The 19,665-nt window shown below is 31.0% G+C and carries 15 protein-coding genes; 4 read left to right on the plus strand and 11 right to left on the minus strand.

The features are described 5' to 3' along the window. Nucleotides 1–93: 93 nt before the first annotated feature. Complete coding sequence (locus M890_RS0105315) at nucleotides 94–2,337, minus strand: ribonuclease R family protein (RefSeq protein ID WP_028282538.1); 2,244 nt, start codon at nucleotides 2,335–2,337, stop codon at nucleotides 94–96. Between the two features lie 705 nt (nucleotides 2,338–3,042). Here M890_RS0105315 and rpiB point away from each other — a divergent pair. Next, entirely contained in the window at nucleotides 3,043–3,477 is a 435-nt protein-coding gene (gene rpiB, locus M890_RS0105320) for a ribose 5-phosphate isomerase B (protein ID WP_028282539.1), read from the plus strand. Nucleotides 3,478–3,550: 73 nt separating this feature from the next. Further along, nucleotides 3,551–3,994, plus strand: coding sequence for a GNAT family N-acetyltransferase (locus tag M890_RS0105325; RefSeq protein ID WP_028282540.1), 444 nt, complete (start codon nucleotides 3,551–3,553; stop codon nucleotides 3,992–3,994). Here the strand turns inward: M890_RS0105325 and M890_RS0105330 are convergent, their stop codons facing one another. The 9 genes from M890_RS0105330 to M890_RS0105370 form a co-directional block, all read right to left on the minus strand. Further along, the gene (locus M890_RS0105330) at nucleotides 3,995–4,861 is read right to left on the minus strand and encodes an OmpA family protein (protein WP_028282541.1); all 867 of its coding nucleotides are present in this window, start codon (nucleotides 4,859–4,861) and stop codon (nucleotides 3,995–3,997) included. It lies immediately after the preceding gene. A 59-nt stretch (nucleotides 4,862–4,920) separates the two neighbouring features. Then, entirely contained in the window at nucleotides 4,921–6,555 is a 1,635-nt protein-coding gene (locus tag M890_RS0105335) for a S41 family peptidase (RefSeq protein WP_028282542.1), read from the minus strand. 49 nt (nucleotides 6,556–6,604) lie between these two features. After that, nucleotides 6,605–6,970, minus strand: a complete 366-nt coding sequence (gene rnpA, locus M890_RS0105340) for a ribonuclease P protein component (RefSeq protein ID WP_028282543.1) — start codon at nucleotides 6,968–6,970, stop codon at nucleotides 6,605–6,607. A gap of 2 nt (nucleotides 6,971–6,972) precedes the next feature. Next, nucleotides 6,973–7,788: a S24 family peptidase gene (locus M890_RS0105345; protein WP_028282544.1), complete on the minus strand. Its 816-nt coding sequence runs from the start codon at nucleotides 7,786–7,788 to the stop codon at nucleotides 6,973–6,975. Nucleotides 7,789–7,866: 78 nt separating this feature from the next. Continuing rightward, nucleotides 7,867–8,352: a hypothetical protein gene (locus M890_RS0105350; RefSeq protein WP_028282545.1), complete on the minus strand. Its 486-nt coding sequence runs from the start codon at nucleotides 8,350–8,352 to the stop codon at nucleotides 7,867–7,869. Between the two features lie 101 nt (nucleotides 8,353–8,453). Beyond that, nucleotides 8,454–10,280 (minus strand): M1 family metallopeptidase, encoded by a 1,827-nt coding sequence (locus M890_RS0105355; RefSeq protein ID WP_028282546.1) that lies wholly within the window; start codon nucleotides 10,278–10,280, stop codon nucleotides 8,454–8,456. Nucleotides 10,281–10,344: 64 nt separating this feature from the next. Further along, nucleotides 10,345–11,961, minus strand: a complete 1,617-nt coding sequence (locus tag M890_RS0105360) for a S8 family peptidase (RefSeq protein ID WP_028282547.1) — start codon at nucleotides 11,959–11,961, stop codon at nucleotides 10,345–10,347. Nucleotides 11,962–11,980: 19 nt separating this feature from the next. Next, complete coding sequence (locus M890_RS0105365; protein WP_028282548.1) at nucleotides 11,981–12,841, minus strand: MBL fold metallo-hydrolase; 861 nt, start codon at nucleotides 12,839–12,841, stop codon at nucleotides 11,981–11,983. Between the two features lie 73 nt (nucleotides 12,842–12,914). Beyond that, nucleotides 12,915–13,109 carry a hypothetical protein gene (locus tag M890_RS0105370; protein WP_028282549.1) on the minus strand — a complete coding sequence of 65 codons (195 nt, stop codon included), beginning with the start codon at nucleotides 13,107–13,109 and terminating at the stop codon, nucleotides 12,915–12,917. Between the two features lie 254 nt (nucleotides 13,110–13,363). Here M890_RS0105370 and M890_RS0105375 point away from each other — a divergent pair, with 254 nt between their 5' ends. Beyond that, the gene (locus M890_RS0105375) at nucleotides 13,364–15,208 is read left to right on the plus strand and encodes a cation:proton antiporter (protein WP_028282550.1); all 1,845 of its coding nucleotides are present in this window, start codon (nucleotides 13,364–13,366) and stop codon (nucleotides 15,206–15,208) included. A 64-nt stretch (nucleotides 15,209–15,272) separates the two neighbouring features. Here the strand turns inward: M890_RS0105375 and lepA are convergent, their stop codons facing one another. Further along, on the minus strand, nucleotides 15,273–17,069 hold the full coding sequence (gene lepA / locus M890_RS0105380; protein WP_028282551.1) for a translation elongation factor 4: 1,797 nt from the start codon (nucleotides 17,067–17,069) through the stop codon (nucleotides 15,273–15,275). Nucleotides 17,070–17,226: 157 nt separating this feature from the next. Between lepA and M890_RS0105385 the strand changes: the two genes are divergently transcribed. After that, nucleotides 17,227–19,629 carry a TonB-dependent receptor domain-containing protein gene (locus tag M890_RS0105385; protein WP_028282552.1) on the plus strand — a complete coding sequence of 801 codons (2,403 nt, stop codon included), beginning with the start codon at nucleotides 17,227–17,229 and terminating at the stop codon, nucleotides 19,627–19,629. Nucleotides 19,630–19,665: the final 36 nt, after the last annotated feature.

Consider the following 19,665-nt stretch of genomic DNA (forward strand, 5'->3'; position numbering starts at 1 on the left):
CATAAATTTAACTAACAAAAAAATGCATCAAAAACTTATAGTTAATTGATGCATTTTTTAAAATTATTGAGGCTTTAAAAAAGCTAATTACTATTAACCTTCGTGTTTACCTATTAAGTTAAAATCAAGATGACGTTTTACTAAATCAGCTTGTTTTACTTTAACAATAACTTCATCTCCAAGTTGATATACTATTTTAGTATCACGTCCAACTAATGCAAATTGGTCTTGGTCAAAATCAAAATGATCACCTTTAATATCTCTAATTCTAACCATACCTTCACATTTATTAGAGATAATCTCTACATAAATTCCCCAATCGGTTACACCAGAAATTACACCAACAAATTCCTCGTCTTGATGGTCTTGCATAAATTTAATTTGCATGTATTTAATCGAGTCGCGCTCTGCTTTAGTCGCTAAATATTCCATGTTACTAGAATGTTTACACTTCTCTTCATATTCTTCTTGATTAGCACTTTTTCCGCCATCTAAATAACGTTGTAATAGTCTATGTGCCATAACATCTGGATAACGTCTAATTGGAGAAGTAAAATGTGAATAATCGCCAAATGCTAATCCGTAATGTCCTATATTTTTAGTAGTATATTCTGCTTTAGACATGGTTCTAATAGCTAACGTATCTACTAAATTTTGTTCTTTTTTACCTTGTACATCTGTTAATAACTGGTTTAAAGATGCTGCAATTCCGGTTTTACTATTAAAATTTAATTTATGACCAAATTTAGCAACTACACCTTGTAAAGCAGCTAATTTACTTTCATCTGGCTCATCATGCACACGATAAACAAATGTTTTTTCTGGTTTCATTTTAGATACAAATTCTGATACTTTTTTGTTAGCCAGAAGCATAAACTCCTCTATTAACTTGTTAGCATCTTTACTTGTTTTAAAATGAACACCAATTGGATTTGCATCTTTATCTAAAGAGAATTTAACTTCTACTTTATCAAAACTAATGGCTCCTGATTGCATACGTTTATTACGCATTTTTTTAGCAAGCTCGTCTAATTTTAAAACCGCTTGTGCTATTTCTGGAGTTGTATTATACTGTTTACCAGTTAATGATACTTCATCTGGAATGGTTGTATCTATTTTTTCTGGATTAGAAATAATTTCGGTTTTATTAAAAGTAATGTTATTTTCAATGATTGCCTGTGCCTCTTCGTATGCAAAACGAGCATCACTATACGTTACTGTACGACCAAACCACTGGTCTTTAATTTCGGCTTTATCATTAATTTTAAATACTGCTGAAAACGTATATTTTTCTTCATGAGGACGTAATGAACAAGCACCATTTGATAAAATTTCTGGTAACATAGGTACTACTCTATCTACTAAGTATACTGAAGTTGCACGCTCATAGGCTTCGTCATCTAAAACAGTATTTTCCTTAAGATAGTGTGATACATCTGCAATATGGATTCCTATTTCATATAAACCATTATCTAAAACTGTAAATGATAACGCATCATCAAAATCTTTAGCATCTTTTGGATCTATGGTAAAGGTTAAATCCTTACGCATATCTCGACGTTTTGCTATTTCTTCTGCAGTAATATTTAAATCAATGGAATTTGCATAATCCTCTACTTCGGTTGGAAACTCGTATGGTAAACCATATTCTGCTAGTATAGAATGTATTTCTGTATTATGTTCTCCAGCTTTACCTAAAACTTTAATTACACGACCATTAGGTGAATCTGCTTTATCTGGCCAATCCTCCATTGTAACCACCACTTTATCACCATCTTCGGCTTTAAAAGTTTTATTAATTGGCACAAAAATGTCAGTTTTCATTTTATTGCCATCTACTACAACAAAAGCAAAGTTTTTCTTTTCGTGAATTTGTATAATACCAACATACTCGGTTTTAGCACGTTTAATAATATTAGTAATCTCGCCTTCTAATTTACCTTGTTTTCTTCGTTTATAAACGTATAATTCAACTTCGTCACCATTTAATGCTTTGTTAACATTGTTAGAAGCTATGTATATATCTGTATCAAAAGCATCGCAAATAACGTAACCGTTACCACGTTGAGCTGCATCAAAAATACCTGTATGATACTCTGTGTTAACAACTGCTTTAAATTTACCACGATCTGTTTCTATAATCTCCTCTTTAGCTTTAAGTTGTGCTAATTTTTTTATAATTTGATTTCGGCTACTTGCGTCATTCACTCCAATTTTAGCAGCAATTTGCTTATAATTAAAACTTTGGTTTCTATCTTTTTTTAAAATACTAAGAATTGTATTTGTAAGGTTGGAAATCTTATTATTTGAAGGTTTCCTGTGTTTCTTTTTTGTCATTTAATTTGTAATCTATTGAATCTCTAAGATACTTGAAATTCGGTTATTGATAACTTAATATAAGGAGAAGATTGGTTATTAAGTTTTTACAAAGCTACGTTATTATAATTAAATGAATATTAAACTAATATTAAATCTTAATTTTAGACTTATTCACATATATACTATATATCATTTATTTTCTTTTAAATTTTAAAAAAAAAATAGTGATTATTATAGCTTGTTAATAACGGTATAACTTTTTTATATTTTAATTTGATTTGGTTAATAATAGAGTCTATTAACAAGTTATTAGCTATCTAAAGTATTTGGTTTTAAAGTAAATACTTATGTTATTAACAACTGTTAATAACGACTGTTGACAATAGATTTTTAATAAGTATTTTTAAAATTGATGTTGGTATGTGTAAATTTTTTAATGATAAGTATCCAAAAAAAAAGGGTTAACTTTTTTGGTTGTTAATAACCAATTTTGGTTTGGAAAATTAACTGGATAATCCTAATAAAAGTTTTAAAAAACAATCACAAGATATTAACAAGTAATGAATACTAAATCATGAGAAGTTAACAATCCTTTAATACTATTTGATTTTTGAAATAAATACCAAGTTAATTTTTATGAATAAGTTAATACCTATTACTTATTAATACTTGTAATCAATTATTAACTTTGAAATCTAATAATACAATAACACAACTACTACTATGAAAATATCAATTGGTAACGATCATGCAGGCACAGACTATAAGTTTGCTATCGTTAAGCATTTAGAAGCAAAAGGCTACACTGTTAATAACTATGGTACAGACCAAATAGACAGCGTAGATTATCCAGATTTTGTACATCCTGTTGCAAACGATGTTGCAAATAATACTGTAGATTTTGGGATTTTAATTTGTGGTAGCGCAAATGGTGTGGCTATGACTGCTAATAAACACCAAAAAGTTAGAGCTGGTATTTGCTGGACTAAAGAGATTACAGAGTTAACAAGACAACATAATAATGCTAATATAATTTGTATTCCTGCACGTTATACAGCTGTACAGCAGGCAATAGCTATGGTAGATACATTTTTAGAAACTAAGTTTGAAGGTGGACGTCACCAAAACCGAGTAGATAAAATACCAGTTAATTGTTAATAACCCTATTTTAGACTACAAGCTTAATAAGCTTGTAGTCTAATTTATAATTTTACTTTAATTATTTACTATTATGTTAGACATACAAACTAAAACTTTTGACCAATTAACAACACAAGAGTTGTACGATATTTTACAATTACGAAGTGAAGTTTTTGTGGTTGAGCAAGATTGTGTGTATCAGGATATTGATGGTAAAGACCAAAAAGCATTGCATATTATAGGATTTAAAAATGGTAAAGTTGTGGCTTATACACGTGTTTTTAAACCAGGTGATTATTTTGAATTTTCTAGTATTGGTAGAGTAGTGGTTGCCCATAATGAGCGCCAACATAAATATGGTTTTGATATTATGAAAGCCTCAATTGATGCTATTAAAACACACCATAATGAGACTAAAATAAAAATATCTGCACAGTGTTATTTAAAACGTTTTTATAACAGTTTAGAATTTTTTGAAATAGGTGAGGAGTACCTAGAAGATGGTATACCACACGTAGCGATGATTAAAGGTTAATTACTCTGCTTTACCTACATAAGTTACTAAAATCTCTACACGTCTGTCTAGTTCTGGAGCTCCACCAAGTGGAAATTTACGACGCATACCAACGTATTTCATTCGTTTTTTATCAACCCCTTTTTTAGCTAAATAGTCATAAATATATTTGGCTCTGGCTACAGATAAATTACGTTTTTTTGTCTTTTTATCTACAGCATCACGACTCATTTGTGTGCAACATACATGACCTTGTATTGTAAAATAGATGTTTTTTTTAGCGACTAAAATTTTAGCCAAATCCTCTAAAGTCTTTTTAGACTCTGAGGTTACATAACTATAACTGGTTTTAAAATAAATTTTGTCAAGCGTTATTTTATCTCCTTTTTTTATAGTGCCTTTTGCTATATCATCTGTAGTTTTTTTACTGTTATCTGTTCTATTATCAGTGACTTCTTCAGGTTGAGTAATGGTCTTTTTTTCGGGAAGTTTTGGTGTTACAATGATTTCTACCTTACGGTTTAAACCTCTTATTTGGTGGACTTCTTCTTCGTTTAAAACCTTTAATAATATTTCGCCTTTACCGTTTACATTGGTAATTAAACTTTCGTCAATACCATAACCAGCAAATAGCTCTTTGATAGTATTTGCTCTGTTTTGTGATAACTCTAAATTATAGTCATTTGATCCTCTATCATCCGTAAAACCATAGATAGAAATTTTTTGAATTGCTATGGTATCTAGGTTAGAAATAAATAGTAAAATACGGTTTTCTTCAGTTAAAGGAACGTCGTATTCGTCTGTATTAAAATACACATCATGTGTTAATTCGCTTTGCGAAAAACCTAATGTTGTACTTAATAGTATTATTAAAAATAAATGCTTCATGATTTTAAACTAGCATTAAATATACCAAAAATTTAATATGTTAAAATGTGTAGGCTTAATTAGTTTAAATATCTATTATATTTAGATGGGTTTGATAATATATCTGTAGCTGTTTTAATCTCTTCGTTATGAGTTTTGTAGTACTCGTATAATCCTTCTCTGTAGACGTAACGTTTAACTATTTCGTCTGTTAATAAGTTGATCAATTGTTTTTTATTGTTCTCAACTGCTTTAGCTTTAGAATTGTCTAAATTAGTTATTAAGGTTTTGTAATCTTTACTAATATCATCATCTAAATTTTCTGATTTTGAAACTTCTAATGCTTTTTTAAGTGCTTTTTCTGTTTCGGTTTCAAACTCAAAACCTGATGTGTTTAAGTAATTTTTAAAGCTATTAAAGTCAGCATCTGTTAATTTAAATTTAGAAATATCTTCTACTTTATTGGTGTAATAGTATTTAGTAGCAAAATCAAAAATGCTTTGACTGTTTAAAATAGCATCTGTTATTGCTGTATTTTTAGTTACTTCTAAAGCTTCGTCAGGAAACACACCACCACCATCAAAAACCTTACGACCATTTTTAGTTTTAAATACATTATAATTTTCTTGTTTAACTCTAACAGCGTTACCGTTGTCATCTCTGTTCCAATAATCTAAAGCCTGTATACATCTTCCAGAAGGTGTATAATATCTTGATATTGTTACTTTAAGTTGCGTCCCATAGGTTAATTTTTTTGGACGTTGTACTAATCCTTTTCCAAAACTTCTAGAGCCTACTATTACAGCACGATCTAGGTCTTGTAATGTACCAGAAACAATCTCTGATGCTGATGCGCTACGACCATCAATTAAAACTACTACTGGAATGTTAACATCTATAGGATCTTTTTTAGTATAGTAAGTTTGATTGTATTTTGATACTTTGGATTTTGTGGTAACTACTAATTGTCCTTTAGGAACAAATAAGTTAACAATATTAACCGCTTCGTTTAATAAACCACCAGGATTACCTCTTAGATCTAAAATTATTTGTGTTGCACCTTGCGCTTTTAAATCCTTTAATGCATAACCTGTTTGTAAAGATGCTTTTTCGTTAAATTTTTGAAGTACTATATAGCCTGTTTGCGCATCTATCATAGAAAAATGAGGTACAGCATCTATTTCTATCTCAGATCGTGTTACAGTAGTGTTATTTGTTTTTCCTTGGCGTTTATAGGTAATTTCTAGTTTAGAGTTTGGTGTCCCTTTTAATAAATCTGAAGCATCACCTTCAAATCCATCAATTACTGTTCCATCTACAGCTATAATTTCGTCTCCTGCTTTTAATCCTGCTTTATCTGCTGGATAGTCTTTATAAGGCTCTATAACTAGTAACTTGTCTTTTAAGGTCTTAATTCTAGCTCCAACACCTGTATAATCTCCTGTACGACGTATGCGCTCTGCTTCCACATCTTGCTCGTTATAAAATTTTGTATATGGATCCAAGTCGTTAAGCATATTTTTAATGGCATTATCCATTAATTCTGCAGGATTAGTTTCGTCAACATAGTTCATATTTAGCTCTTTAAAAAGTGTTGTGAATATTTCTATTTGTTTAGCTATTTCAAAAAAATCACTTTTAAAAGCAGTTCCTGTAAACAGAATAGTAAGTGCTAATATTGGAATTATAAGACGTTTTTTTAATAAGTTTTTCATGATGTATATTTTGAACTAAATGCAATAAGAATTTAAAAAATAAAAGTCTTTATTGTTTAGAAATTTGGTCATTAAATTTAGATAATAACGTTTTCATTTTTTGATTAATTACCTCAAAATCTGGCATTTCTTTACTAAGATATAAAATCATAAGCGTGAAATGGTCATTATTATTGTCTATTAATAGATTTTTATTTAATCTGTAGCCTTCCCTAAGTAAGCGTTTAACACGAATCCTATCTACAGCTTTTTTAAAATTACGTTTACTTGCAGATACACCAACTTTTAAAGTAGTATCATTTTTTAAATATACCATACGTAATGGATAAGCAGACACTGATTTACCTTGTTCAAACAATTTTTCGATTGCTTTTTGGCTTTTAAGTTTTTCGTGTTTGTTATAAGTAAGACGCATTATTAATTATTTTTTAAACTTTTTTTTAATACAGAATCTTGAAGTTGTACTAATTTAGTTTCAAGTTCATGTAACCTATCATACACATCCACAGGTTGAGCTATTTGTTTGGATGCATACATTTTTACGTGCCAAATTTCCATAATATCTTCAATATTTATTGAAAAATCTGGATAATTTCCGTCTTTGTTATCACTTTTTAAAATTAGTTTTTTATCCTTTGTAGTGGTGTTAATAACACGCTTTAATACAATACCATCATTTTTGCTAATTACAACATAAATTTGATCGTTTTTAATATCTACTAATTGTTCTACATATTTAGCAAAAACTAAATCTCCATCAAAAAATGTACTAACCATAGAGTGACCTTGGACCTCAAAACATCTAAACGTACCATTGGTAAGATTAGGCATGTAAAATGAGGGAAGGGTTTGAATATACTGTGCATCTGCATATCCATTTAAATATCCAGCACGTGCTTTTATAGGTACATAAATAATATTTTCGGTATTATCCTGATTTACCGAAATGACTTGAGGTACACTAGAAAATGTTGGGTTATTTGGTAAATCTTGATTTAACATGATTTTACTTTTTCCAAATAGATAATTAGGATTGATATTAAAAACTTCAATAATGGCGTTTAATACATCATAACCAGGTTTGGTTTTTTTGCGTGTACCATCCTTTTGTAAACGTCCATTTATAATACTATCAATAGTTGTACCTGTGACACCTATACGTTTTGAAAACGCATAATTATTAAGATTAAAATGGTTGATTATTGTGGTGATTTTTTCATCAATCTGCTGCATAACTCAAGAGGTAATCCTATTTAAAATCAAATTAAAGGCTAATATACAAATTAATAAAAGTTAAACATTTTTACTACTTTAAAACAGGTATAATATACGTTCTTGGTTATCTGGTAATCCAATGATATTATTGGAATAGTCGTTTTGGTAAATTAGGTCTCCTTTTTTAATATAACCTTCTGCTTTTGGCATACAAGCATCCCAAGCATTAGAAGGTTTACAATCTTGTAAATTTAACTTGATTATAGTATGATCTTCTACAGTAATAACTGCATAGTCATGTTTTTTAGCTAAGTTTAAACTAGTTTTAAGATTGTCATTAGTTATATATATCACTTCTTTTGCTTCTGTTGTTGCAGATTTTTTAAAAGCCTCTATTGGATTAGTTGCAACATCCTTTTCTAAATTTTTTACATTAACAAGAAAAGCTAGCGTTGTATTAGGTCTAGTGTTTTTTTCATTATTGTTAGTGGTCTTGTTGCTGTTAGGTGTGATTGTTTCGTTAGAATTATTTTTACAAGATAGGACTACGACACATAGGGTAAGCAGTATAATTTTTTTCATAATAATGTATTGCTCAAAGTTTATCAAATATATCGTTTTAAAAACCAAAAAAGCTACAACCTAAGTTGTAGCTTTTATAAAATAGATTAATCTATATCTATTTACTGTTTTACAATATTATTTGTTTTATCTATATCTGCCATTAATTGATTTGGATCTATGGTAATAGATTTAATCATGCTTTTTGGCTTACTAATACTAAAGCTGTAGGTTGGATATGCCCAAGCCCAATCGTTTATAATTTTAGTGGTTGTTGCTACTGGTTTTTCACCACGCATCATTTGTAACGGAATGTAATATTGTTCTGTTGTTCCGTCTGTATATTCTACTTCTAAGTCTAAAGGCATTGGCATTAGCCCAATACGCTCTAAATTAACCGTTGTAATGCTATTGTTTTCTTCTAGAGATGTAATAGCATAGTCAATGGTATTTGTAGTCTGTGTCCAGTCCATTAAGTACCAATCAAGCTCTAGACCAGAAATCTTTTCAGCAGTTCTAATAATATCAAGTGGTCTGGGGTGTTTAAAAGAAAAATCATCAAAATATTTTTTAAGCGTTTTCTTTAGGTTATCCTCTCCAATAATATATCCTAATTGAGATAAAAATACAGACCCTTTATTGTAAGCAGTAATACCGTAAGCCATGTTTGTTTCATAACGATCTGCATGAGTTGACTGTGGTTTTTCTTTACCTGATTTTACTAAATAGTAATACCCATTATATGCTCCAGCAGCTGGATTTTTTAGGTTAGTGTTATTAATAGCGTCCATTGCATAATCACTAATATAACTTGTAAAACCTTCGTCCATCCATTCATGTTTAGCTTCATTAGAAGCTAATAAAAATTGAAACCAAGTATGTGCCAATTCGTGTGCAGTAACACCAACTAAACTACCAAAACTACGTTTTCCTGTAATTAAAGTACACATAGCATACTCCATTCCGCCATCTCCACCTTGTATAACAGAGTATTGATCGTATGGATATTGTCCTACGTTTTCAGAAAAATACTGCATTAATTGTACTGTTTTAGGCTGTAAATCTTTCCAAAACTGTAAGTTTTCCGCAGGTAAATCGTTTTTGTAATAAAAGTGCAACATAGGACCATTAGGAACTTGCATAGTATCGTGAATGTAATCAGGATCTGCAGCCCAAGTAAAGTCATGTACTCTAGGTGCTTTAAAACGTAACGTTTTTTTGTTTCCTTTTACTTCAGCTTCGCCTTGTTGGTAACCTGTACCACCAACAACGTAATTTTTATCAATAGTTAAATTTACTTCAAAATCTCCCCAAACACCATGAAACTCACGTCCAATGTATGGGTCAGCATGCCATCCTTCAAAATCATATTCTGCTAATTTAGGATACCATTGCGTCATAGATAAAGCAACACCTTCTGCATTATCACGACCAGAACGTCTAATTTGTTGTGGTACTTGTGCATCAAAGTCCATTGTAAAAGTTACACTTTCTCCTGGCTGAATAGGTTTTGCTAAGTCAACTTCTAGAACTGTTCCAACAGTTTCATGGCTTAATGTTTTACCATCTTGCTTTAAGCTTTTTACTTTAATGTAACCAATCTCGTTTGGAGCCAATTTACTAATACGATCTCCAACACGTCTATCTGGATCTTCAATAGTACGAGAACGTACATCCATCTCGCTACCAGGTTGGAAGGCATTAAAATATAAATGGTAATACACGCGATTTAAAACATCTGGCGAGTTGTTAGTATACACTAACGTTTGTTTACCATTGTATTGATAGGTGTTTACATCCATATCAATATCCATTTTATAATCTACATGTTGTTGCCAGTAGGTAGATTTGGAATCTGTTGCGTTACTAGATGAACTAGCAACTTGTTTGGTAGAATTACATGACGATAAAATACCAAAAGCGGAAATTAAAAGAAATAATTTTTTCATTGTTTTAAATTGAAATAAAAAAGCCTCAACATAATAGGTTGAGGCTTTTTTGAATTATTAATTGTTATTTAGAAATTTGTGAAGCCATAACTAAAGCGTTATATGCATTTACAATTTTAGCCGATTGACTTAGCTGAGAAAATGGTTGAATGTTTTTAGCATCTCCACCAACAATTACTTTTGATGGTACAGCTAAACCAGAATCCATAATAATTTGTTTTACTTGTGCTCCTGTTAGTTTTGGATATTGTGACCAAACTAGTGCTGCAACACCAGCAACTGCTGGAGCAGCCATACTTGTTCCTCCTTTGGTATCATATTCGTTTTCTGGTGTTGTAGAATATACTTGAGCTCCTGGAGCAAAAACATCTACGTTTTTCTTACCGTAGTTAGAAAAACCAGCAACCAATTTTGTACCATAACTTGGTGCTAATGCACCAACACGAATGTAAGTGTTTGATAACTCTACATAATCAATATTGTCATCAGGGAAGTTTGCTTCAACATCTACATCTTTACTATCGTTACCAGCAGCATGTACAAAAATTACACCTTTATCACTTGCATATTTAATCGCGTCTCTTACCCATTCTGGGTGCATAGAAAAGCTTTTACCAAAACTACCGTTAATTACTTTAGCGCCATTGTCTACAGCATATCTTATCGCTTTTGCAATATCTTTATCGTACTCGTCACCATTTGGTACTGCACGAAGCGCCATAATTTTTACGTTATTAGCAACACCATTTGCTCCTAAACCATTGTTACGCTCTGCAGCGATAATACCTGCAACGTGTGTACCATGACTTTCAGATTTTTTTACTGGCATAACGTTTCCGTTTCCGTAACCTGGCTTATCGTTAAAATCGTTTGGATTATCTCCTGTTTTACGACCATTAAAGTCTTTGTTTAAGTTAGCATTTAATTGGTCTGTAAAATACTCAACACCACCTTTAATTTGCTTTTCAGCTTCAGAAATAGATGTCATCCCGTTAGCATACATAAATTTAGCTGTAGCTACTGCTGTTGCTAATTCAGATCCTTCTTCTGCAGTGATTGCATTAACTTCTGCAGGTGTATAATCTTCTTTTTTAAAGTGTGCTGTTAATACTTTATTTGCGCTGCTTACTTGACCATATATTTGGTCGTAACGTTGCTTACCACTTAAGGCTTGTTGGTAATCTTTTTCTAGTTTTTCTGCTGCTTCAGCATATCTTGGGATACTTGTGTCTCCAGTTGCAACAATACGTGTCATTTCTAACTGCTCGTCATAACCATCACCTAAAAAGTTCCAACCATGGATATCGTCTACATAACCGTTACCATCATCATCTTTTCCGTTTCCTGCAATTTCTTTAGGGTTAGTCCAGATTACACCATCTAAATCTTCGTGTGTAATGTCTATACCAGAGTCAATAACAGCAACAATTATTTGCTGTCCTTTTTTACCTTTAATAATTTCGGCGTAAGCCTTATCAACACTCATACCTGGAATAGTATCTTTTACTAAATCTAAGTGTCCCCAATTGTGTGCTTCTGCTTCTGTTAAGGCAGACTCTTTCATTGGTGTGTTATCAATATTTTCTATAGGTGTAGATAATATTGGAGCACTTCCACCACAACTAGATAAAACTATCGCAGCAAAAGCCGAAAATAAAATTGGTTTATAGGTAATCTTCATTATAAATTGTTTTGAATTGTTAATTAAAAATATCGTTACAAGTAAAGGTGTCTTTTAATCGTACGCCTTTTTCTGTGTGTTGCACAGTAATTATTTCGTTGTGTGCATCGTGTTCCAAAAATAAGTAATAATTGTTATCTGCTGCTAGATTCAGGAATTTTTCTTTTTCGTCTAACGTCAACAATGGTCTTGTATCATAACCCATTACAAAGGGTAAAGGTAAATGCCCTACAGTTGGTAATAGGTCTGCCATAAAACAAATGGTTTTACCGTTGTAATTAATCATAGGTATCATTTGTTTATCTGTATGCCCATTAGCATAAAATATATCGAAACCTAAAGCTGAATTTTTTAAAATATCATCCTGCGGAAGGTCTGTAAATTTTAGTCGTCCACTTTGTTCCATTGGTAATATGTTTTCTTTTAAAAACGAAGCAACTTCACGTCTGTTAGGTTCTGTTGCCCATTTCCAATGGTCTTTATTGCTCCAAAAATGTGCGTTTTTAAAGGCAGATTCTAATTTTGTTCGGTCTTTATTATAATTAAAAGCACCTCCAGAATGATCAAAATGTAAGTGCGTTAAAAATACATCTGTAACATCGTCTGTAGAGAAGCCTACTGCTTTTAAAGATTTTTCAATGGTATCATCTCCATATAAGTTGTAATGGCCATAAAACTTTTCGCTTTGTTTGGTTCCCATTCCTGTGTCAATTAATGTCAAACGGTTTCCGTCTTCAATTAGTAAACAACGTGCAGCAATATCAATTAAATTATTTGCATCTGCTGGATTGGTTCTGGTCCATAATGATTTTGGGACAACACCAAACATGGCACCTCCATCTAGTTTAAAATGACCTGCTTGTATTGGGTATAATTTCATTATAAAATATAGGTTTTAAAACTACCTGCAAATTACTAAATAAGTGTTAAACACTTAAAATATTAAGGTTTTATTAAGAAATAACCGCTTTTAGGCGTTTACCAAAATCGTAAAGTGCTTTAATTTGTTTTATACTAGCTAATCGCTCTCGTCTAAAAACTAGTAAATCTTCACCATTAGACTCGATATGATAATATGGGTTACTTTCAAAAAAGTGTGTGATTTTATCTGTAAAAAACTGTTGTATAACTTGTGTAAGTTCACCCAATAAATAAAAGCGGTTGGAAAAATCGGTATGGTTTTTAATAGGAATATCTTTAAAACCTGCAAAAGCAAAGACTTTAAAATTTTATAGTTAGTGTATTAATTTTTGGATGAAAAATTATAAGTCACTGTTTTTTAAGTATAAAAATTAGGTTAAAGCTTGGTTTAAGATTAAAAATTTAACTTTTTAATCTAAATTTGGGTTAAATTATAGATGTAGAATTTTAGTATTACTATTTTTACCAAAACGATAATTGAATGATAGAATTAGGAGGAATCATTATTTTAGGAATACTAGCACAATGGGTTGCTTGGAAATTAAAAATACCAGCAATTTTACCTTTAATATTAATTGGCTTGTTGGTTGGTCCAATAGCTGCCGAGTTTTTAAGTGAAGATGGGACCAAATGGATAGAACCAATATGGAATGGCGACGAAGGTTTATTTCCTGGCGAAAGCTTATTTTATTTTGTCTCCTTAGCCATTAGTATTATTCTTTTTGAAGGTGGATTAACCTTAAAAATGAGCGAAATTAAAAATGTTGGACCTGTAATTACCAAGTTAATATCTGTTGGGTCTTTGGTTACCTTTTTTGGTGCTGGTATTGCAGCACATTACGTTTTTGGGTTAACATGGGAGATTTCATATTTATTTTCAGGATTAATTATTGTTACAGGTCCAACAGTAATTACACCTATTTTAAGAAACATTCCGCTTAAAAAAGACATTTCTGCTGTTTTAAAATGGGAAGGTATTTTAATTGACCCAATTGGTGCTTTAGTAGCTGTATTGGTTTTTGAGTTTATTAGTGTTGATGCAGGAGGAGAGTTTACTAAAACCGCATTAATTGAGTTTGGAAAAATTGTGTTATTTGGAGCTACCTTTGGATTTACTTTTGCACATGCTTTAAACTTTATAATTAATAAAAAATGGGTACCTCATTATTTATTAAATGTCTTTGCATTAGCTGCTGTATTAGGTGTTTTTGTATTGTCCGATGTATTTGCACACGAGTCTGGATTACTTGCAGTAGTGGTCATGGGAATGGTGTTAGGTAATTCAAACTCACCTTACTTAAAAGATTTATTGTATTTTAAAGAATCTTTAAGTGTATTATTAATTTCAATACTATTTATTTTACTAGCAGCTAATATTAATTACAGCGAGCTATTACTAATTTATAACTGGAATACAGTAGCGCTTTTTGCTATAATAATACTAGTTATTAGACCTATTGGTGTGTTTTTAAGTACCTATGGCTCTAAACTTAAATTAAACGAAAAATTATTTATTAGTTGGGTTGGACCACGTGGTATTGTTGCTGCTGGTATCGCTTCGCTTTTTGGTTTAAAATTAGCAAGTAAAGGTATTGAAGGAGCCGAGTATATTACACCTTTAGTATTTGTAATAGTTTTAGGGACAGTCCTTTTAAATGCGACAACAGCTAGACTTTTTGCTAAGCTAGTAGGTGTGTTTTTAACACAATCTAACGGAATATTAATTGTTGGTGCATCTAAAGTATCTAGACTAATTGGACATTACTTAGAGGCTCATGGTAGACATGTCGTTTTAATTGATAGTAACCAAAATAACATTAATAAAGCTAAAGAGCTTGGTCTTGAAGCTATAAATACTAACATATATTCTGAAACATTAACCGATAATATCGAGTTAAATGATGTTGGATATCTAATGGCACTTACAGGTAACAGCGATATAAATCAATACGCAATCAACAAGTTTTCAAAACAATTTGGAGAAAATGGTGCATTTAGATTAGTGTCTACCGAAGAAATGTTAGATGCAAATAATAATCCTCAGGAAGGTTTATTTTCTCATACAGACGATTTTAGCACTTTAACTGATGTGACTAGAAAGTTTCCTAGTATTCAAGAAATTGAAATTATTGATAAAGCACATTTAATGGATTTAATAAAAACCACTAACGAAGACAAAGAAATTGTCCCTTTATTTATAAAAGATGACGAGGGAGAATTACATATAATATCATCTTATAACACTAATTTTGAAGACGTAAGTGATGGTTATTATTTGGTCTATTTAGGAAAACCTTTAGATGTTGAAAAAGTAGACACAGTATAATTTTAAAGCATAAAAAAAACCTTCATTATTTAAATGAAGGTTTTTTTTATATCTAATAATGTAATTAATCGTTAAGCTTTAAAACAGCCATAAATGCTTGCTGAGGTATTTCTACATTACCTACTTGACGCATACGTTTTTTACCTTTTTTCTGCTTCTCTAAAAGTTTACGCTTACGCGAAATATCACCACCATAACATTTTGCAGTAACATCCTTACGTAAAGCTTTAACGGTTTCTCTAGCAATAATTTTTGCTCCAATTGCAGCTTGAATAGGAATATCAAATTGTTGACGCGGAATTAATTCTTTTAACTTTTCACACATCTTTTTACCTATGTTATGTGCGTTATCTGCGTGTATTAAAGCAGACAATGCATCTACAGGCTGAGCGTTTAATAACACGTCTAATCTAACCAATTTAGAAACTTTCATCCCTATTGGATGATAGTCAAAAGACGCATAACCTTTAGATACTGTTTTTAATCTATCATAAAAATCAAATACAATTTCTGCTAAAGGCATTTCAAAAGTTAACTCAACACGTTCTGGAGTTAAGTAGGTTTGATTAATAATCATCCCACGTTTTTCTATACATAAGCTCATAACGTTACCAACAAAGTCTGACTTTGTAATTATCGTTGCTTTAATATAAGGTTCTTCAACTCGATTTACGGTTGAAGGATCTGGTAAATCCGAAGGGTTATTAACTATAAAAGCGTCTTCTGGATTTTTGTTAGTATACGCATGGTACGATACGTTAGGTACAGTAGTAATTACAGTCATGTCAAACTCACGCTCTAAACGTTCTTGGATAATTTCCATGTGTAACATTCCTAAAAATCCACAACGAAAACCAAATCCTAATGCTGCAGAGCTTTCTGCCTGAAACACTAAGGAAGCATCATTAAGTTGTAGTTTTTCCATACTGTTTCTAAGCTCTTCATAATCCTCTGTATCTACTGGATAAATACCAGCAAAAACCATTGGTTTAACATCCTCAAAACCTTCGACAATATTAGTTGTTGGATTAGCAAAGTCTGTAATAGTATCTCCTACTTTTACTTCTTTAGCAGTTTTAATACCTGTAATTAGGTAACCAACATCTCCTGTTTTAACGCTTTGTTTTGCAACCTGAGTTAGTTTTAATGTACCAACCTCGTCTGCATTATACTCTTTATCTGTAGCGACAAATTTAATTTTTTGACCTTTTTTAATTTCTCCGTTAAACACTCTAAAGTAGGTTTCAATACCTCTAAAAGTATTATAAACCGAGTCAAAAATTAAAGCCTGTAAAGGTGCATCAGGATCCCCTTTTGGTGCAGGAATACGCTCAATAATTGCTTTTAAAATGTTTTCTACTCCAAAACCTGTTTTACCACTTGCGTGGATAACATCTTCTGGATTACAGCCTAATAAGTCAACAATATCATCTGTTACTTCTTCTGGATTAGCACTTGGTAAATCCACTTTATTTAAAACAGGAATAATCTCCAAATCATTCTCTAAGGCTAAATAAAGGTTAGATATAGTTTGCGCTTGTATACTTTGGGCAGCATCTACAATTAGTAAAGCACCTTCACAAGCTGCGATAGATCTTGAGACTTCGTAAGAAAAATCTACGTGACCAGGTGTGTCAATTAAGTTTAAAACAAATTTTTCGCCTTCATAGACATAGTCCATTTGGATAGCGTGCGACTTAATGGTAATACCACGTTCGCGTTCTAGATCCATACTATCTAATAATTGGGCTTGTTGTTCTCTTGCTGTTACAGAGCCAGTAGCATCTAATAATCGATCGGCAAGTGTACTTTTTCCGTGATCAATATGTGCAATGATGCAAAAATTTCTAATGTTCTTCATAGTCAAATCTCTTTATAAATAAAGATATTGCAAATATATAGTAATTATTGGGCTTTTTTTCTTTTTTCTTAGGAATACAAACACATGTAAAATTGTGGTTTTTCCCACAACAAAAAGTCTAATAGTATTATTATATTGCGAGCCTAAGTTATTTTAAATGAAGCACTTTATATTTTTATTTTTTTTATGTCTTTCTATTTCAGGTTTTAGTCAAGACCTATCCATTTCCGGAAAGGTAGTAGACCAGAGTAATCAACCTATGCCTTATGTAAACATTGTATTGTCTAACGTAGATGATGAAACGGATTTGAAAGGCGTTAGCACTAATGAAGAGGGAATGTTTTTATTTGCAGATTTAACTAAAAATGCAACATACCAACTTAAAGCTTCTTTTATGGGTTTTACCTCGTTTGAAAAGACGGTAGATTTAAATCAAAGCTTAACAGAAAATATAATATTAAATGAAGCTTTAGAAACATTAGACGAAGTAACCATTACAGCCAATAAACCAATTTTGAAAAAAGAAATTGATCGTCTAGTTTTTAATGTAGCCAATACTGCCTTAACGGAAGGTACGATGTTAGACGTTTTAAGAAGCACACCAAGCGTTTTAATTTTAGGAGAAGATATTGTAGTAAAAAGCACAACACCTACAGTTTATATTAACGATAGAAAAGTACATTTATCGTCTAGAGAATTAACACAGTTATTAAGCAGCTCAACCGCAAATGCAATTCAAAAAGTGGAAGTTATTACAAATCCTCCTGCAAAATATGACGCAGAAAGTGGTGTGGTTTTAAACATAATAATGAGCAAAAACCTTATAACAGGTTATAGAGGCAATGTGTTTACTAATTATACACAAGGTGTATTTCCTAGGTATAATGCTGGAATTAATCAGTTTTATAAAACTAATAAATTAAATATTAATTTAAATTATAGTTATAACCATAGTAAAATTAACAGAGACAACCATCAAGTTATAAATTATTTAAACAACGATGATATTTCTGAAATTTGGACCACAGATTTAAATCGAAACACCACGACAAAAACACATAACGCTAACCTTAATTTTGATTATTTTATAACAGATAATAGCACGTTAAGCTTAACCTCAAATCTGTTATATCTTCCTTATTTTAATTACCACACCAATGGATTTACAAATATTGAGGACTTACAAGCGAATAATGATTACTTTTTTAATTCTAGAAATCACTCACAAGACGATAAATATAATTTAGGAACAGATTTAGACTTTAAGCAGGTTTTTAAAAATGGTTCTAGATTATTGCTTAATGCGCATATAACTAAGTACGATTATAATAGAAACCAAGAAGTTAATTCCAACTACTTTTTTCCAGATAATACTTTAGATTATGGCACTGCGTTTAATACAGTTAACAATCAAGCTACAGACATTTTTACGTCACAAATAGACTATGAAGCGTTTTTAAGTGATACTGCTAATTTATCATTTGGGTTTAAAACATCAAAAGTATCTACCAATAGTGATATTGTACAATTGGACATAGATCAAGTTTCTGGTAATGCAACTATAAATACGTTTAATACAAATGCCTTTAATTATGACGAAGCTATTTATGCAGGTTACATATCCTATGATAAATCATGGGAAAAATGGGCTTTTACAGGAGGATTAAGAGTAGAACAAACTAATATAGATGGGCAATCTCCTATGACAAGCTTAAATAATACACAAGAGTATTTTGAGTGGTTTCCAACTATAAATTTAAGTTGGCAAGCGTTTAATAAAGCAAGTTTATATAGTAATTATAAACGTTATATAGCACGTCCAAATTATCAAGATTTAAACCCATTTAACTTCTTTTTAAACGACCAAACAATTGTTACTGGTAATCCAAACTTACAACCATCTTTTACCAACCACTATGTTGTTGGAACAGAGATAAGTCAGCGTTATACCATTGAAGCCTATTATAAAGCTATAACTAATCAAATTAACGAATTACCATTACAAGACAACACAAACACCGTATTAGTGTACTCACCAACTAATATTGGAAATACTAGAGAGTTTGGGTTTGATTTTATAACGTATTTTGATATGCTAGATAAGTGGTCCATTTATTTTGTGACGTCATTTTATAATATTCAAGACGACGCTTATTTTAATGATCAACAAATAAAAACTAATCAATGGAGTAATTACTCTGTTTTAAGTAACGATTTTTCATTATTAAAGGATAACAGTCTAAATGCAAATTTTACTTTAACATATGCTAGTAAAAACCAACAAGGATTTCAGATTGTAGATTCTCGACTAATTTCAGATTTATCATTTAGTAAAAAAATGTTTAAAAATAAAGCAACTTTATCTTTAGCATTTGCAGATCTATTTAATCAGCAAGATTTTGCAGTACGTTCTAAATACGCTAATCAAAACAGTCAAAACTTTAATAATCAAGATAACCGTTACGTTAAACTAGGCTTTAGTTATAAGTTTGGAAACACAACGTTACAAACTAATGAGCGTACTAAATCGCTAAAAGAACGTGACCGATTAGAAAAGTAGTATAACCAACTACTTTTTATTATGTTTATGGTTTCT

This window comes from Olleya marilimosa CAM030 (genome assembly GCF_000518485.1).
GTDB classification, from domain to species: domain Bacteria; phylum Bacteroidota; class Bacteroidia; order Flavobacteriales; family Flavobacteriaceae; genus Olleya; species Olleya marilimosa.

Coding starts and splice junctions, on each gene's coding strand:
- M890_RS0105315 (WP_028282538.1), bottom strand. CDS start 2,337: ATGACAAAAAAGAAACACAGGAAACCTTCAAATAATAAGATTTCCAAC.
- rpiB (WP_028282539.1), top strand. CDS start 3,043: ATGAAAATATCAATTGGTAACGATCATGCAGGCACAGACTATAAGTTT.
- M890_RS0105325 (WP_028282540.1), top strand. CDS start 3,551: ATGTTAGACATACAAACTAAAACTTTTGACCAATTAACAACACAAGAG.
- M890_RS0105330 (WP_028282541.1), bottom strand. CDS start 4,861: ATGAAGCATTTATTTTTAATAATACTATTAAGTACAACATTAGGTTTT.
- M890_RS0105335 (WP_028282542.1), bottom strand. CDS start 6,555: ATGAAAAACTTATTAAAAAAACGTCTTATAATTCCAATATTAGCACTT.
- rnpA (WP_028282543.1), bottom strand. CDS start 6,970: ATGCGTCTTACTTATAACAAACACGAAAAACTTAAAAGCCAAAAAGCA.
- M890_RS0105345 (WP_028282544.1), bottom strand. CDS start 7,788: ATGCAGCAGATTGATGAAAAAATCACCACAATAATCAACCATTTTAAT.
- M890_RS0105350 (WP_028282545.1), bottom strand. CDS start 8,352: ATGAAAAAAATTATACTGCTTACCCTATGTGTCGTAGTCCTATCTTGT.
- M890_RS0105355 (WP_028282546.1), bottom strand. CDS start 10,280: ATGAAAAAATTATTTCTTTTAATTTCCGCTTTTGGTATTTTATCGTCA.
- M890_RS0105360 (WP_028282547.1), bottom strand. CDS start 11,961: ATGAAGATTACCTATAAACCAATTTTATTTTCGGCTTTTGCTGCGATA.
- M890_RS0105365 (WP_028282548.1), bottom strand. CDS start 12,841: ATGAAATTATACCCAATACAAGCAGGTCATTTTAAACTAGATGGAGGT.
- M890_RS0105375 (WP_028282550.1), top strand. CDS start 13,364: ATGATAGAATTAGGAGGAATCATTATTTTAGGAATACTAGCACAATGG.
- lepA (WP_028282551.1), bottom strand. CDS start 17,069: ATGAAGAACATTAGAAATTTTTGCATCATTGCACATATTGATCACGGA.
- M890_RS0105385 (WP_028282552.1), top strand. CDS start 17,227: ATGAAGCACTTTATATTTTTATTTTTTTTATGTCTTTCTATTTCAGGT.